Raw genomic sequence first — 15,903 nt, 5'->3', positions numbered from 1 at the left:
TGCGGCCATTTCCGGCCGTTCGTCGGATGGTGACAGATGTCGCTCGGTCGACCGTTGTATGTCGGAAAGCGGACCAGTCATTCAGGCGCTGCACTGCAAAGCGCTATGGCTCGAGGTGCACGTGTTGGCAGGGAACTCCCGAGGGAGAAGCGTCTATTGCCGCCTCCTAGCCATTTGGGAGGCGTCTACCGGCGCTCGCTCGGAAGCCGGGCTACTGCGCCCCTCTATCTATGCAAGGGCGCCGTCGACATCGGAGGTCATTCACTGGCCCGCTCGATGGTGGCCTCAAACGCAGACGTTTGCCGAAGCGCGTCGACTCCTGAAACAACGGTTCCCAGGTTGATCAGCGACTTCGAATAACCGAAGTCCCGATAGAACACCGCGATGTTGCCCCACGGCGCGTAGTAAGCAATCGTTCCGACTGACGGATCGAATCCATCCGGTGCATTGGTCACCGAAAGCTTTCGCGGCAGGTAAGCGATCTTCTCCGTGGCGTGGTAATCCTCGAAGCTCAGTTTCAAGGGCAGTTGAGCCATCAGGTCGCGGCTGGTCGGATTGTCGTCGAGTTTCGCGATCACGGTCTTGTCTGCGAACTTGATGGCTATGTTCATCGTATGTCCCTTGAGTGCAGGGTTCGAGTTAGTTGAAGACCAATCGTCAGCCGCTGCGTGGTTTGCCGTCGCCAATGCGAGTGCGCACAGCGCACCGGCAATTGCAGAGTCGAGTCCCGAAGGGTGCCGTGATTGACTCATGCCAGGCCCGCCAGCAGTTTGTCGAGAGTGATCGGATAGTTTCGCACTCGCACGCCCGTGGCGTTATAGAGTGCATTCGCGATGGCCGCGCCGACGCCGCAGAGCCCGAGTTCGCCGACGCCCTTGGCTTTCATGGGCGACGAAGTAGGATCGGTCTCGTCGAGAAAAATCACTTCCTGATGAGGAATATCTGCGTGAACCGGAACCTCGTAGCTTGCGAGGTCATGGTTCACAAAGAAACCGTAACGCTTGTCGACGACAAGCTCCTCCATCAGTGCGGCCCCGACGCCCATCGTCATCGCCCCGATCACCTGGCTGCGTGCTGTTTTCGGATTCAGGATACGTCCAGCGGCACACACGGCAAGCATCCGTCGCACGCGGATCTCGCATGTCGCGGCATCGACGCCTACTTCTACAAAATGTGCGCCGAAGGTGGACTGCTGGAAGCGCTTGTCGAGGTCCCCGTACTCCATCTTGTCTTCAGCGATCAGGTCTTCGGTTGCCGCCGCCTCGGATAGGGGGACGCTTCGACTACCCACGCGCACATGTCCGTCCGCGAAGACCGCATCGTCGGGCGCCAGGCCCAGCTTGCTCGCAGCCGCATTTCGCAGCGCAACGCAGGCCGCATACACGCCGGCGGTCGAGCTATTCGCGCCCCATTGACCGCCGGACCCCGACGAGACCGGAAACGTCGAGTCGCCGAGACGCACGGCAATCTTGTCGAGTGGGAGCCCAAGCATTTCGGCTGCTGTCTGCGCGATGACCGTGTAGCTTCCTGTTCCGATGTCAGTCATGTCGGTTTCGATCGTGACGAACCCGCGTTTGTCGAGCCGCACGCGGGCGCCCGATGGCATGACGATGTTGTTGCGAAAGGCCGCCGCAGTGCCCATTCCGACCAGCCAGCGCCCATCGCGGTGCTGTGCGGGTCGCGGGTTGCGCTTCTCCCAATCAAAACGTGTCGCACCGGTCCGGAAACATTGGACGAGTTGGCGTTGAGAGAACGGACGATTCGGCTGTTCGGGATCGACCCGGGTGTCGTTGACGGCACGAAACTCGATAGGGTCCATCTGCAGCCTCTCGGCGATCTCGTCGATGGCGACTTCGAGCGCCATCAGTCCCGGCGCTTCGCCTGGGGCGCGCATGGCGTTGCCCTCTGGCAAGTCGAGCGTTGCCAGCCGCATGGCGGTCATGCGATTCGCACCCGCGTAGATGAGCCGCGTCTGCCCGACGGCGGTCTCCGGCTGTCCGTTCGGCTGATCGCCCGACCAGCTTTCATGGCCTATCGCGGTGATCCTGCCCTCGTGCGTCGCGCCGATGCGGATGCGCTGAATGGTCGCCGGACGATGCGTCGTGTTGTTGAACATGAGCGGGCGCGTCAGCGAGACCTTGACCGGACGCTGGGCCGCGCGGGCTCCCAGCGCAGCCAGGATCGCGTCGGCACGCACGAAGAGCTTGCCGCCAAAGCCGCCGCCGACGAACGGCGAGATGAGGCGGACGTTTTCGCGCTTGATCTTCAGGGTCTTCGCTACATCGCCTGCGCCCCTGGCGATCATCTGATTGGACGTCCACACCGTGAGCTTGTCGCCGCTCCATACGGCCATCGACGCGTGCGGTTCCATCATCGCGTGACTCTGGTCGGGCGTGGTGTACGTCGCGTCCAGGCGCACGGGCGCGGCTGCGAACGCGGCATCGAAATCGCCCACCGCGGTGGCCGGCTTGCCCCAGTAACCGCTCTTCGCCATCTGCGCCGACTCTTTGGCGACGGCGAGATCGAAGCGTCCGTCTTCCCGCACATAATCGACCTTCAGCTTTTGTGCCGCATCGCGCGCCTGCTCGAAGGTGTCGGCGATTACCAATGCAATCGCCTGATGATAGTGGTCGATTTTCGGCCCTCCCAGCAGCTTCACCGTGTTGAAGTCACCCTTGTCGAGCGGCCCGGCATTGTCCGCCGTGACGATTGCTAGAACTCCCGGAGAGCGTCTGGCCGCACGCACGTCCATCGACCTTATCCGGCCGCGCGCAATAGCCGAACCGACGACGAAGCCATACGCGGGTTCGCGGGATTCATCGTGCCACTCGTAGGCGTAGGTCGCCGTTCCGGTCACTTTATGGCGCCCGTCGATACGATCCGCGGGCTGGCCTATTGTCATCATCTGGTCGATTGGATTGGTCGCCGCGGGCCTGTCAAACTTCATGCTCGCCTCCTTGCTTCGGTAATGACGACGTCCAGCGTCCGCTCGACCAGCGTCAGTTTGAATGCGTTGTCGGTCGTCGGCTTTGCACCGTCGAGCAAGCGCGATGCAACGGCTTCGGCGCCAAGCGGCATCGCCGAATCGGCCGCGTCTACTCGCCAGGGCTTCGGCGCGATACCGCCTACACCCACGCGGCCGCAGCCATCGGGCTGCACGATGGCTGCGACGGAAACCAGTCCGAAAGCGAACGACGCACGGTCACGCACCTTGTGATAAGTCTGCACGCCACCGACAGGTGGAGGCAGCGTCACGTCGGTAATGAGTTCGCCGGCATGCAACGCATTCTCGATATCCGGCCTGTTGCCGGGCAAGCGATGAAAATCCGCGATCGGAATTGTGCGCGTCTGGCCGTCGGGGTTGATGGTCGAGATCGTCGCATCGAGCACGCGCATCGCGACAGCCATATCGCTCGGATGCGTCGCGATGCACGCATCGCTGCCGCCGATCACCGCGAGCGATCGGCTAAACCCTTGCATCGCTGCGCATCCGCTGCCTGGACTGCGCTTGTTGCACGGCAGGTTCGTATCGTAGAAGTAGGGGCAGCGCGTACGCTGAAGCAGGTTGCCGGCCGTCGTCGCCTTGTTGCGCAGCTGGCCCGACGCGCCAGCCAGCAGCGAGCGCGACAGCAACGGATAATCGCGCCGCACGGTGGCATCGGCGGCGAGGTCGGTGTTACGAACCAGTGCGCCAATGGCAAGACCGCCGTCGGGAGTGCGTTCGATACCATCGAGTCCGAGGCCGTTGATATCGATGAGGTGCACAGGCGTCTCGATCTGCAGTTTCATCAGATCGAGCAGATTCGTTCCGCCTGCGATGAACTTCGCGCGCGGCGTGCGAGCCGCCGCTGCAGCCGCCGCTGTTATCGATGTCGCGCGTTCGTAGGTGAACGGTCTCATGTCTGACTCCCGGCGATTTCCGCCATCGCTTCCGCAATGTTCGAATAGGCGCCGCAGCGGCAGATGTTACCGCTCATGCGCTCGCGCATTTCCAGGTTGGTCGCGCGTGGTGCAGCCGTGAGATCGTCCGTCACATGACTCGGTATGCCTGCCTTGATTTCGTCGAGCACCGCGACTGCCGAGCAGATTTGTCCCGGCGTGCAATATCCACACTGAAAGCCGTCGTGCCTGATGAATGCGGCCTGCATCGGATGGAGGCGCGCTCGCGTACCGAGGCCTTCGATCGTCCTGACGTCACTGCCTTCGTGCATCACGCACAGCGACAGGCATGAGTTGATTCGCCGGCCATCGACGATGACCGTACACGCGCCACATTGCCCGTGATCGCATCCCTTTTTCGTCCCGGTGAGATGCAGATGCTCACGCAATGCATCGAGCAGTGTCGTGCGGGTGTCAAGCCACAGCGCATGCGCGGTTCTATTCACGTTGAGCCGGACTGTCGCAGTCATGCCGCCAGTGCTGTGCGCGGCGTTCCCGGCTGTCGCGGCGTGGCCCGCAAGCGGCACGACGCCCAGCGCAGCGCCGGAGCCTGCCAGCTTCAGGACAACGCGCCGACTCATGCGCGGTCCTTCGAATGCCTCGGCGAATTTTTTGCCTGCAGCTTTCCCATCTGAAGACGCGTCGGTCATCGTGAATGCTCTTGAGAATAAAGTACGCGGACGAAGCACGGCGTCAACAGCAGCTACTGCTACTGTCGCTTGTGTCGCGGATAGGCCTTGGGAGTGTCGCAGAGAGACGTCAGGTGAGTGGCGACGGCCGCAATCACCAACAGCACTGCACTCGCGAGAAAGGTCCCGCGGTAACCGAAGCTGTCAAAAAGCAGGCCTCCTCCCGTCGAACCCGACGCAATAGCCAGTTGCACGATGGCGACCAGCAGTCCGCCACCGGCTTCGGCGTTATCAGGAAACGTTCTGGCAATCCAGCCCCACCAGCCGACCGGTGCAGCGGTCGCAAGTAAGCCCCACGATCCAAGCAGGATGCCCACCACCGCGGTGCGCCCGCCTGCGACCATCAGTGCGGCCGCAATCGCTGCCATGAGCAAAGGAATCGCGACGAGCGTTGGGTAGAAGCTCCTCTTGAGTACCGCACCGATGACTGCAGTGCCGATGAAACCCATGACGCCGATCACCAACAGGATCAGCGAGAGCGTCGAGACGTCGACGCGCGTTACCGTTTCGAGGAACGGCCGTACATAGGTGAAGAGCGCAAACTGCCCCATGAAGAAAAGGCCTGCGGCGACCATGCCGAGCGTCACGATGCGGCGGCGGAAGAGCGAGAAGACGCTAACCGGCCGCAACCGTTGTGCATCGACAGGCATCGCGGGCAAGCTTTTCCATTGCCAGGCGAGCGCGACTAGCGCAACGGGCACGAGACAAAAGAACGCCCCGCGCCAACCGATGACCGAGCCCAGATAGCTGCCGAGCGGCGCAGCGACGACCGTCGCCAACGCGTTGCCTCCGTTGAAAACGGCGAGGGCGCGGGGGACGTCGGCAGCGGGTACGAGCCGCATGGCGGTTGCGGCCGACATCGACCAGAAGCCGCCAACCACCACCCCGATCAACGCGCGCCCCACCATATAGATTGCATAGTTGGGCGCGATGGCGATGACCGCACCTGAAACGGCCATCACGATAGTCAGCGCAAGCAATAGCGTCTTGCGATTCATACTGCCAGCGACCCGGTAGATGAAAAGGCTTGTCAAGACGGCGAGTGCGCCGGATATTGCGATCCCGCGCCCAGCGAGACCCTCGGTGACGTGGAAGTCTGTCGCCATCGGTGTGAGCAGGCTGACCGGCATGAACTCGGACGCGATCAAGGCGAAGACGCAAAGCGTCATGGCAAACACGCCGCTCCAGTAAGCACGCTGCGTTGGAGACGTCTGCCGCGCATGGATACGGCGCGCAGGAGTATCAGATAGCTCTATTGACATGGCATAAGGGGAAAGCGTGCGCGGTAGCCGGGGTACGCACTCCACGCGACGATGAAATGGCCCAGCCATCACATGCCCATGGCACAAATCAATGCGCGGGCTCGAAGTCATCATTCTCTTGCGCCGGCGTGCATTTGACTAGCTAATCGAGACTGATTACTCTTATTAGAGCCGCTAATCAATGATGAGGATGAAGGCGTGACAAGACGCAACCTGAACGACCTTTTTGCGCTCGTGACAATAGCCCGGGAAGGCAGCTTTACACGTGCCGCCGCAACTTTAGGCGTGACGCAGTCGGCGCTGAGTCAGACCATTCGTGCATTGGAAGAGAGTTTGCAGATCCGGCTTCTCACGCGAACTACACGCAGCGTTTCGCCGACGCCGGCAGGCGAGCGGCTACTGCAGACGGTTGGTCATCGCCTGGACGAGATTGATGCAGAACTCGATGCGCTTACAGAACTGCGCGAGAAGCCTGCGGGCACGGTTCGCATCACCTGCGGAGACTACATGCTGCACAGCATTCTTCTGCCCAAACTCACGTCGCTGGTGCATGAGTACCCGGACGTCAAGCTCGAGTTTGACGTCAACTATGGCTTTCGGGACATAGTGGCCGACCGGTTCGATGCGGGCGTACGTCTAGGTAGCACGATCGATAAGGACATGATCGCTATGCCTATCGGTCCTGCCTTGCGCATGGCAGTCGTCGGCTCTCCAGCCTATTTTGCGAATCGACCTATGCCGAGGACGCCGCAGGATCTGATGCACCATAACTGCATCAATCAGCGCATGCAGACCTCTGGGGGGCTCTACGTTTGGGATTTCGAGCGTCGCGGGCGAAAGTTAAACGTGCGCGTCGACGGCCAGTTGGTCTTCAATACCACGCAGCCTCAGATTGACGCGGCTCTCGCCGGTTTAGGCCTAGCGCTGCTGCCAGAAGATGAGCTGATGCCGCATATCGATTCAGGCAAATTGATTCGGGTGCTGGAGGAGTGGTGCCCAAGGTTCGGCGGATATCATCTTTACTATCCGAGCAGGCGGCAGCCGTCGCCGGCGTTCTCGATAGTGCTCGAAGCGTTGCGACTGCGCGACTGATTAAACGCACCGATCAGTTATGGGCGCCACTGTGGGCGTGTTCGATTGTCGGGACATCGACGACCAGCGTCAAATTTCAGTCGGAAGCCAGTCGCTCAAACTCCATCCGAGTCGGCCCGCGCGATATGCGGCTGGATGAGTTGGCGTGATCGGTCGGTCGACACTCAACCCCGAAGTCCGCTACCTGCCCGAAAGCAGCCATCGACGTGGCTCGGTTTCGAACGGCAACAAAGGGTCGGAAGTACGCGCTGACGACTGTCCGCTCCCGGGCCGCGAGATTCCACTGGCCGCTTTCCGGCGATGAAACTGAAGAGCGGGCTGACGCTGCCCGACCCACTCCGGTCAGACAACTTGCTCCAAACCGGTCGGTCAGCCAATTTCAAGTTTGCATACTGGAATGCCAGTAAGCGGCCGTTGGCGACCTCACCCAATCGGCCAAAAAGAGACGGCCGTCGGCAATGCGTCGAACGGCCGCTTACGACACATCAGGTATGCGCACCCATCTCCGCAATGGTCCGCTAGGCAATGAGCCGTACAAGCTCAGTGGCCGTGTCGTTCCCCGGCCGCGACCGGTGCCTGCTTCGATTGCCGGCTCAGCATCAACGTGACAACCGCAGACACCGCCAGCGTCGCACCGACCACATACAACCCTGCGGAGTAACCGCCAGTCACATTCTTGAGCCAGCCGATTGCGAAGGGACCGACGAAGCCTCCCAGATTGCCGACCGAGTTGATCATCGCGATGCCCGCAGCGGCACCGGCACCTGAGAGGAACATGCTGGGCATCGCCCACAACGGCGCTTTGGCCGCGCTGATTCCGATGTTCACAATCACCAGCGCCAGGATGATCATCAATGCGGTGGTGGCGTTGCCGGCAAAGACGAAACCGAGGCATGCTATGACACAGGGGACGACCACGTGCCACGTGCGTTCTTCAGTGCGGTCCGAGTGCTTTGCCCACAAGATCATTGCAATCACCGCGAGGATGCTTGGTACGCCCGCCAGCAGCCCTGTCTCGAACGACCCGAACCCGTATTGGCGGATGATCAGCGGTGCCCAAAGGCCGAGTGTGTACAGCCCGGCCGACGTGCCGAAGTAGATCAATGCGAGCGCCAGAACTCGCGGATCTCGCAAGGCGCTGAGCGCACCTGCGGTATGGCCGGCATGGGACTGTTTCGCGTCCGCTTCCATTTTCAGCTTCGAGATCAGCCATTCGCGCTCTTCGGGCTCAAGCCACTGCGCTTTCGCTGGTGTATCCGTGAGGTACTTGAGGACGAAGAAACCGAGGATGATGGCGGGCACCGCTTCCAGAATATAAAGCATCTGCCAGTCAGCCAGTCCAGCGATCGGAGGCAGCTTCATGATCGCGCCGGAAAGCGGCGAGCCAATCGCTGTCGAGATCGGCGCGGCGGCCATGAACCATGCCGCGGCAACCGCACGCTGACGCGATGGGAACCAGAGGCTGAGATACAGGATGATGCCAGGGAAGAAGCCTGCTTCGGCGACGCCCAGAATAAAGCGCAATGCGTAGAAGCTGTTCGGACCGACGACGAATGCAGAAGCCGCCGAGACGATCCCCCATGACACCATCACGCGGGCAATCCAGCGACGCGCGCCGACCTTGTGAAGAATTAGGTTCGACGGCACTTCGAACAGGAAGTAGCCAATGAAGAACAGTCCGCCGCCGAGACCGAAGGCCGTCGGCGAAAGACCGATGGCCTTGTTCATTGACAGGGCGGCGAAGCCCACGTTGACACGGTCGAGAAAACTCACGAAATACAGCAGCATGACAAACGGAATGATCCGCAGCATGAGTTTCCGGGAAACCCGGCTTTCGAGATGGGAAATCATTGTCTCCTCCTTGGAGGCTTGAGCAGTGCTCTTTACAGAAACGAGTTAGGGGGTGCGGCGCGTGCGGCAACCGTCTGATGCGGCTCTTGTCCTGTCAGGCGCACGTGTCGTTCAAACGTTTCGGATAAAAGTCATGCGATGCGTCATGGGATCTGCGCGACGCGAAGCAAGTTCGTGGTACCGGGCGTGCCGAACGGCATGCCGGCCGAGATGACGACGGTCTGTCCTGGATTGCCGAACCCTTCGGTGCGCACGGTTTCGCAGGCAAGGTCGCTCACTTCGAGTGCATCGACGACCTCCTTGCACAGCACCGGGTGCACGCCCCACACCAGCGCGAGGCGACGTGCTGTGCCTGTCTGCGGCGTCATGCCGACGATCGGTGCGCAAGGCCGTTCACGCGCCATGCGCAGCGCGGAATAGCCGGAACTCGTGTAAGCAACTGTCGCAACCGCGTTCAGCAGCCCGGTGACGTGCCGCATCGCGTAGCCGATGGCATCCGACGTGTTAGCGCGAGGCGCCGCATGCGACGCGGCGATCACTTCCCTGTAGTAGGGGTCGCGTTCGGTTTGCAAGATGATGAGGTCCATCATTCGTACGGCTTCGACGGGATATTTGCCGCTTGCGGATTCGGCGGAGAGCATGACAGCGTCGGCGCCGTCGTAAATGGCAGTGGCGACATCGGATGCTTCGGCACGTGTCGGCACCGGCGCTCCGACCATCGATTCGAGCATCTGCGTTGCAACGATGACCGGCTTGCCGGCCTTGCGGCACGCGCGAACGATGCGCTTCTGGATCGCCGGCACCTGTTCGGCAGGCATCTCGACGCCCAGATCGCCACGCGCGACCATCACGGCGTCCGCTTCATCGACGATGGCGTCGAGGCTGCCTATCGCCGCCGGCTTCTCGAGCTTCGCCACGATGCCGACGCGATCGCCGACGACCTGGCGGACCTCGACGATGTCCTCGACACGCTGTACGAACGACAGCGCAAGCCAGTCGATGCCCAGCGTCATGCCGAACTCCAGATCGCGGCGGTCCTTTTCCGTCATGGCGGACAGCGGTAACACGACGTCCGGAACGTTCACTCCCTTACGCTCTGAAAGCGTCCCCCCGACGACGACCGTTGTTTCAGCGAAGTCTGCGCCGCAGCGTTCGATTCGCAACTGCACACGGCCGTCGTCGAGCAACAGGTTCGTCTGCGGCTTGAGGGCCGCGAAGATTTCCGGGTGCGGCAGCGAGACCCGTGCGTTGTCGCCGGGCCTCTGTGCGTCGAGGTCGAGTCGAAACGCAGCGCCTTTCTCCAGAGCAATCGGGCCGTTCGCGAACGTGCCGATCCGAAGCTTCGGGCCCTGCAGGTCGAGCAGGACGCCAATCGGACGGCCCGCGTCCTTTTCGACCGAACGGATGACGTCAAGGCGTCGTTGGTGATCGTCGTGGGTGCCGTGGCTGAAGTTCAGCCGGAAGACATCGGCGCCCGAGTTGAACAGCGCTTCGATGGTTTCGCGGCTGGTGCTTGCCGGGCCCAATGTCGCGACGATTTTTGCGTTACGGTTGCGGCGCATCTTTATCGACTCCCTGAAAGATCGCCGTGCTGAGCGGCAATGAAGATGGCACGAAAATCGTTGACGTTGGTCAGCGTCGGCCCGGTGATGACCGAGTCGCCCAGCGCCTGGAAAAAGCCGTGCGCGTCGTTGTTTGAGAGGCGCTCGGATGGACGGATGCCGCGTTCGCGCGCCCGTTTCAGTGTGTCCGGCCGCAGCAATGCGCCCGCGATTTCTTCCTGACCGTCGACGCCGTCGGTGTCGCCAGCGATGGCGAACACGCCGGGCTCGCCGTTCAGCGCCACGCACAGTGACAACAGGAATTCGACGTTGCGCCCCCCGCGGCCATTGCCGCGAATGGTGACGGTCGTTTCGCCGCCGGAGAGCAGGATGCAAGGTGCGCGGAAAGGTTGGCCCCGGCGGTTCACCTGTCTGGCGATGCCCGCCATCACGGCGCCTACGTCGCGGGCTTCGCCTTCGATGGCGTCGCTGAGAATGTGAACATCGATGCCGGCCGCGCGCGACTGCTCCGCGGCCGCTTCGAGCGCGAGTTGGGGCGTCGCGATCAGATGCGTTTCTATCTGAGGCAGCCGCGGATCGTCCGGCTTCAGCGTCTCGGTGCCACCGCTTTCGAGCAGTGCGATCACAGCGGGCGAAGCGCAGATTTCATAGCGTCGCAGAACCGCAAGCGCATCGGAGCACGTCGTCGTGTCGGGGACGGTCGGGCCCGAAGCGATGTCGCAGGTGGCGTCGGCCGGCACGTCGGAGATGATTAGATTGACGACGCGCGCTGGATAGCAGGCCGCCGCGAGACGGCCGCCCTTGATTGCCGACAGGTGCCGGCGCACGCAATTCATTTCGGCAATCGTCGCGCCGCTGGCAAGCAACGCCTGGTTGATCTCCTGTTTGTCCTGCAGGGTCAGCCCTTCGGCCGGAAGCGGCAGCAACGACGAGCCGCCACCGGAGATCAGGCAAATGACCAGGTCGTCGGCAGATAGTCCCGATACGAGCTCCAGCATGCGTTCGGCTGCCTTCCAACCACTCTCGTCGGGAACGGGGTGCGCAGCTTCGACGATCTCGATGCGTTCGCACGGCACCGCGTATCCATAGCGGGTGACGACGAGGCCTTCTAGCCGGCCCGTCCAGTGATCTTCCACTGCTCGAGCCATCGCCGCCGATGCTTTGCCGGCACCGATGACGATTGTGCGGCCACGTGGCGGCTTAGGCAGGAAGTCGGGCACACGGAGCGATGGCTGTGCCGTCGCGATCGCGGCTTCGAACATGTTCTGCAAAAGCCGCTCGACGTCGAGTCCGCTATGCGTAGCGTCACCAACCGGCAGCTTGAATTGAGCGGTGGTCTTCATCCCTGTACTCGCAAAGAAAGGGACGGAAATTGTTTGAAGGAAGTGAACATCGTGTCTCCTGCCTTATATTCGCCGCGCTCAGGACGAGCCCGGCCACGGCCGCGCGAATCGCGGGCCGCGTACCAAGCTCCTTGGAGTCGCTAATGAGGCTTATGCCGCGTGGGCAGCAGGCACCGCGGCTTTCTCGATGAGCGCGCAAACAGCCGCCGTTACCTGAGCGGTTGTTGCGGTGCCGCCGAGGTCTCGGGTATGAAGCGACGTATCGGCAGTCACCGCTTCGACGGCCTGCATCACGCGTTTGGCCGCATCGGCTTCTCCCAGGTGTTCGAGCAGCATGACGACCGACCAGAAGGTGCCGACCGGATTGGCGAGGCCCTTGCCCATGATGTCGAACGCGGAACCGTGGATTGGCTCGAACATCGACGGATAGCGACGCTCCGGATCAATGTTGCCCGTCGGCGCGATGCCGAGGCTGCCGGCGAGGGCGGCCGCGAGGTCGCTAAGAATGTCGGCGTGCAGGTTGGTCGCGACGATCGTGTCGAGCGTCTCCGGGCGGTTGATCATCCGGGCGGTCGATGCGTCGACCAGTTCCTTGTCCCACTTGACGTCCGCGAATTCCTTCGAGACTTCGAGAGCGATCTCGTCCCACATCACCATGGCGTGACGCTGCGCGTTGCTCTTGGTGATTACGGTCAGCAGCTTGCGCGGACGGGATTGCGCAAGGCGGAACGCGAAACGCATGATGCGTTCGACCCCTGCGCGCGTCAGGATCGACACGTCCGTCGCGGCTTCGATCGGGTGTCCCTGATGGACGCGGCCGCCCACACCAGAATATTCGCCTTCTGAGTTTTCCCGAACGATGACCCAGTTCAGGTCTTCCGGCTTGCAGCGCTTGAGCGGTCCATCGATGCCGGGCAGGATGCGGGTCGGACGCACGTTCGCGTACTGGTCGAAGCCCTGGCAGATTTTCAGGCGCAGGCCCCATAACGTGATGTGATCGGGAATGTCCGGGTCGCCGGCCGAGCCAAACAAAATCGCGTCCTTGTTACGGATGGCATCGAGCCCATCCGCCGGCATCATGACGCCATGTTGGCGGTAGTAATCGCCGCCCCAATCGAAGTTTTCGAATTCCAATGCGAACGACTTCGTGGTCTTTGCGAGTGCTTCAAGAACTTGCGCTCCGGCGGGTACCACTTCTTTGCCGATGCCGTCGCCGGGGATGGTTGCGATGCGATAGGTTTTCATGTCTCCGTCCTTCAGGTGTTGTCGGTGTGAGTGAACTTTAGCCCTCTCCGGAAGCAAAAACCGGTGCTAAACTCAAAGCATCTTTAACTACAATTCATAGGTGGACCGTGCGCGACACCGTCCAGCCGTCCGACCTCAGCTTTTTCTCGATGCTTGCGACATCCGGCAGCCTGAGCGCGGCGGCAAGGGAATTAGGGCTGACCCCGGCAGCTATCAGCAAGCGCCTGACGCAGATGGAGAGCCGCGCGGGGGTGGCGCTGATCAACCGTACGACGCGCCGGATGATGCTCACGCCGGAGGGCGAGTTGTACCTCGAGCACGCACGCCGAATCCTCGACGAGATTGACGAACTGGCCGAACTGCTTGGAACGGCGAAGAAAAGTCCGAAGGGATTGTTGCGGGTCAACGCGACGCTCGGCTTCGGGCGCAGTCATGTCGCACCCGCCATTTCGCGTTTCGTAGCCAAATATCCCCAAGTGTCGGTGCAGCTTCAGTTGTCGGTCACGCCACCGCCGCTGACGGACGACACCTTCGACGTCTGTATCCGGTTCGGCGAGCCGCCCGATACCCGGGTGGTTGCGCGTCGTCTCGCGGAAAACCGACGGCTGCTGTGTGCCGCGCCTTCCTATATCACGGCGCGCGGCATGCCGATTACGGCGCACGACCTGACAAGACACAACTGCATTGGCATTCGCCAGGGCGACGAAGCCTACGGCGTGTGGCGTCTGACTTCGGGCAGAGGAGCGTCTCGTAAAACGGAAGCTGTGCGGATCAATGGCACGCTAACAACGAACGATGGCGAGATTGCCGTGAAATGGGCGCTTGAAGGACACGGCATCCTTATGCGGGCCGAGTGGGACATCAAGCAGTATCTGTCCGATGGCTCACTGGTTCTCGTGCTGCCCGACCACGAGACGCCGAACGCCGATATTTTCGCGGTGTATTCGCCACGACATCAGATGTCAAATCGCATTCGCGCGTTCGTCGAATTTATCGCCCAGGATCTTCGGAGCGAAGCGGGTGAGAGCGCGTAAAGGGCAGGCGCGCTGAAAAGTCGAAAACGGACGTTCGGCGTGAGGATGCCGACTGACCGTTTGGGGTCGAGATGGAATGGACACCGCCCTCCCTGCGGGGAATCGGGCGCGATAGAGGGCCCCGAGAACCGAACGGCATCAATGTGCCAAAGTGGAGTTGCGACACAACCACTTGAGGAACGGAGGCCCCAGATGAATGCTACGACATACGGACTGGATGTTGCAAAGCGGGTGTTCCAGTTGTACTGGGTCGACGCCCAAACCGGCGAGATCGCGAACCGGCGGTTTAGCCGTGACGACCTGATCGCATTTCTGGCTCAGCGTCCTGCCGGGCGGGTCGCTCTCGAAGCCTGTGGGAGCGCTCATTGGTGGGCCCGTAAAATTCAGGCGCTGGGACACGAGGTCGTGTTGCTACATGCGCAGTTTATCCGGCCATTTGTTCAAACGAACAAGACCGACGCGGCGGATGCAAAAGCGATCTGGACCGCTGTGCAGCAACCTGGAATGCGGACGGTTGCAGCCAAGACGGAGGATCAACAAGCGATGCTCAGCTTGCATCGAATGCGCTCGCTGCTCATCAAGTTTCGAACAATGCAGGTGAACCAGCTCCGAGGATTTCTCTATGAATTCGGGGTGACGTTTCGAGCCGGACGATTGGCAGGGCTAGCCGAGGTCCGAGAGCGCATGGCGGAGCTGGAAGATACCCTCCCAGGGGCGATCATCCATAATCTCCAAGACCAGCTACGACGTATCAATGCTCTTGAAGAAGATATCGAGCAACTTGAGAAGCGGATTGGCGCCTGGCAGAAACAGGAAGTGGCATGTCGCGCAATCTCCGAAGTTCCGGGCATCGGCAGGCTTACGGCCACGGCCCTGGTAGCAACAATCGGAGACGCGAGGACATTCAAGTCAGGACGTGAGTTTGCTGCGTTCCTCGGTCTTGTTCCACGGCAAAGCGGTACTGGGGGCAAGGTTCGGTTGGGTTCCATCTCAAAGCGAGGCGATCCTTATCTGCGCACGCTGTTGATCCACGGAGCGCGCTCCGTCCTGTGCCACACGAAGGCGCCAACAGCTTGGCAGAAAGGAATGCAGGAGCGGCGACCTGTCAACGTGGTAGCCGTAGCCCTGGCGAACAAGATGGCACGAACTGCATGGGCCATACTGGCCCACGAGAGCAGTTACCAGACGAATCACGTCAGTGTGAGACCTGCTTAGCAGCATAAGACTTTGAAACCTTGAGGAACTGGTAGGTTGCTGTGGTTGATTCTCAGTGATGGCAAAACAGGTCGGACCGCAGGAACGCAAACCTGAACACGCCCTTGTGCCTGAAGCACGCGGCCGAGATGAGGACGTTCCTGGCGCATTCCATCAGGGCTCGCGGCTTCGGCTTGCGCAAAGCCGAATATAAGTCTGCAGCCGATACCTCGTTAAAACATCACATCAAGATCAGCTTGGCAAACCGGGCGGTGTCCATATAAGGCCGTGTGAAAACGCGGGCTTCATGCGGCCTCCTGAAAAATCGACCCTTCAGATCGCGCTGTATTGGCTTGGTAGCCACCCGGGAAGGGTCAAGCGACACCCGAAGACCGAGTACTTTCGCGTTTTCACACGGCCTCGGTCGGGCTGCGTCAGCCCGTTCTTCAATTTCATCGCCGGAAAGCGGCCAGTGGAATCTCGCGGCCCGGGAGCGGACAGTCGTCAGCGTGTACTTCCGACCCGTAACGGTCCCTCGATATTCCCGAAAGCGGCCATTCCGCTTGGGCGCCCAGGTACCTTGCGTTATCGTTACGATGAGATCCTGTAGTTCGTCGCGCGATGCCATTCATGCAAACCAAAGCAATTATCCATCTGGCTACAATGCTGCACCTATCGATCGTCTCGATCGT

12 protein-coding genes are annotated in these 15,903 nt (G+C 61.2%); 3 read left to right on the top strand and 9 right to left on the bottom strand.

Annotation, left to right across the window (positions count from 1 at the left end; genetic code table 11):
- Positions 1 to 257 precede the first annotated feature (257 nt).
- The 5 genes from BCA01S_RS33725 to BCA01S_RS33705 form a co-directional block, all read right to left on the bottom strand.
- Positions 258 to 611, bottom strand: coding sequence for a cyclophilin-like fold protein (locus BCA01S_RS33725; RefSeq protein ID WP_027780619.1), 354 nt, complete (start codon positions 609 to 611; stop codon positions 258 to 260).
- A 137-nt stretch (positions 612 to 748) separates the two neighbouring features.
- Positions 749 to 2,947 (bottom strand): aldehyde oxidoreductase molybdenum-binding subunit PaoC, encoded by a 2,199-nt coding sequence (gene paoC, locus BCA01S_RS33720; protein WP_027780618.1) that lies wholly within the window; start codon positions 2,945 to 2,947, stop codon positions 749 to 751.
- Entirely contained in the window at positions 2,944 to 3,900 is a 957-nt protein-coding gene (locus BCA01S_RS33715; protein ID WP_027780617.1) for an FAD binding domain-containing protein, read from the bottom strand. The genes paoC and BCA01S_RS33715 overlap by 4 nt, the downstream gene beginning before the upstream one ends.
- Positions 3,897 to 4,520: an aldehyde dehydrogenase iron-sulfur subunit PaoA gene (gene paoA / locus BCA01S_RS33710; protein ID WP_027780616.1), complete on the bottom strand. Its 624-nt coding sequence runs from the start codon at positions 4,518 to 4,520 to the stop codon at positions 3,897 to 3,899. The genes BCA01S_RS33715 and paoA overlap by 4 nt, the downstream gene beginning before the upstream one ends.
- 128 nt (positions 4,521 to 4,648) lie before the next feature.
- Entirely contained in the window at positions 4,649 to 5,890 is a 1,242-nt protein-coding gene (locus BCA01S_RS33705) for an MFS transporter (protein WP_174447116.1), read from the bottom strand.
- Between the two features lie 198 nt (positions 5,891 to 6,088).
- On the opposite strand from BCA01S_RS33705, the gene BCA01S_RS33700 reads away from it, so the two are divergent.
- Entirely contained in the window at positions 6,089 to 6,982 is an 894-nt protein-coding gene (locus BCA01S_RS33700; RefSeq protein ID WP_027780614.1) for a LysR family transcriptional regulator, read from the top strand.
- Between the two features lie 540 nt (positions 6,983 to 7,522).
- On the opposite strand, the gene BCA01S_RS33695 is transcribed toward BCA01S_RS33700, so the two are convergent.
- The 4 genes from BCA01S_RS33695 to BCA01S_RS33680 all read right to left on the bottom strand — a co-directional run bounded on the left by BCA01S_RS33695 (position 7,523) and on the right by BCA01S_RS33680 (position 12,983).
- A complete protein-coding gene (locus BCA01S_RS33695) occupies positions 7,523 to 8,833 on the bottom strand; it encodes an MFS transporter (RefSeq protein ID WP_027780613.1) in 1,311 nt (436 codons plus the stop codon).
- A gap of 143 nt (positions 8,834 to 8,976) precedes the next feature.
- Entirely contained in the window at positions 8,977 to 10,395 is a 1,419-nt protein-coding gene (gene pyk / locus BCA01S_RS33690) for a pyruvate kinase (RefSeq protein ID WP_027780612.1), read from the bottom strand.
- Positions 10,396 to 10,397: 2 nt separating this feature from the next.
- The gene (locus tag BCA01S_RS33685) at positions 10,398 to 11,657 is read right to left on the bottom strand and encodes a glycerate kinase type-2 family protein (RefSeq protein ID WP_042320436.1); all 1,260 of its coding nucleotides are present in this window, start codon (positions 11,655 to 11,657) and stop codon (positions 10,398 to 10,400) included.
- Positions 11,658 to 11,888: 231 nt separating this feature from the next.
- Complete coding sequence (locus BCA01S_RS33680; protein WP_027780610.1) at positions 11,889 to 12,983, bottom strand: tartrate dehydrogenase; 1,095 nt, start codon at positions 12,981 to 12,983, stop codon at positions 11,889 to 11,891.
- Between the two features lie 107 nt (positions 12,984 to 13,090).
- Here BCA01S_RS33680 and BCA01S_RS33675 point away from each other — a divergent pair, with 107 nt between their 5' ends.
- The gene (locus BCA01S_RS33675; RefSeq protein ID WP_027780609.1) at positions 13,091 to 14,017 is read left to right on the top strand and encodes a LysR family transcriptional regulator; all 927 of its coding nucleotides are present in this window, start codon (positions 13,091 to 13,093) and stop codon (positions 14,015 to 14,017) included.
- A gap of 192 nt (positions 14,018 to 14,209) precedes the next feature.
- Positions 14,210 to 15,232 carry an IS110 family RNA-guided transposase gene (locus tag BCA01S_RS33670; protein WP_027780608.1) on the top strand — a complete coding sequence of 341 codons (1,023 nt, stop codon included), beginning with the start codon at positions 14,210 to 14,212 and terminating at the stop codon, positions 15,230 to 15,232.
- Positions 15,233 to 15,903 lie beyond the last annotated feature (671 nt).

The organism is Paraburkholderia caledonica NBRC 102488 (genome assembly GCF_000685095.1).
GTDB classification, from domain to species: domain Bacteria; phylum Pseudomonadota; class Gammaproteobacteria; order Burkholderiales; family Burkholderiaceae; genus Paraburkholderia; species Paraburkholderia caledonica.
The sequence above is the reverse complement of the archived record's forward strand: the minus strand, read 5'-3'. Positions and strand labels throughout refer to the sequence as shown.

Bases quoted from the DNA above. Each gene is read 5' to 3' on its own strand.
- BCA01S_RS33725 (WP_027780619.1), bottom strand. From the start codon at position 611: ATGAACATAGCCATCAAGTTCGCAGACAAGACCGTGATCGCGAAACTC.
- paoC (WP_027780618.1), bottom strand. From the start codon at position 2,947: ATGAAGTTTGACAGGCCCGCGGCGACCAATCCAATCGACCAGATGATG.
- BCA01S_RS33715 (WP_027780617.1), bottom strand. From the start codon at position 3,900: ATGAGACCGTTCACCTACGAACGCGCGACATCGATAACAGCGGCGGCT.
- paoA (WP_027780616.1), bottom strand. From the start codon at position 4,520: ATGAGTCGGCGCGTTGTCCTGAAGCTGGCAGGCTCCGGCGCTGCGCTG.
- BCA01S_RS33705 (WP_174447116.1), bottom strand. From the start codon at position 5,890: ATGTCAATAGAGCTATCTGATACTCCTGCGCGCCGTATCCATGCGCGG.
- BCA01S_RS33695 (WP_027780613.1), bottom strand. From the start codon at position 8,833: ATGATTTCCCATCTCGAAAGCCGGGTTTCCCGGAAACTCATGCTGCGG.
- pyk (WP_027780612.1), bottom strand. From the start codon at position 10,395: ATGCGCCGCAACCGTAACGCAAAAATCGTCGCGACATTGGGCCCGGCA.
- BCA01S_RS33685 (WP_042320436.1), bottom strand. From the start codon at position 11,657: ATGTTCGAAGCCGCGATCGCGACGGCACAGCCATCGCTCCGTGTGCCC.
- BCA01S_RS33680 (WP_027780610.1), bottom strand. From the start codon at position 12,983: ATGAAAACCTATCGCATCGCAACCATCCCCGGCGACGGCATCGGCAAA.
- BCA01S_RS33670 (WP_027780608.1), top strand. From the start codon at position 14,210: ATGAATGCTACGACATACGGACTGGATGTTGCAAAGCGGGTGTTCCAG.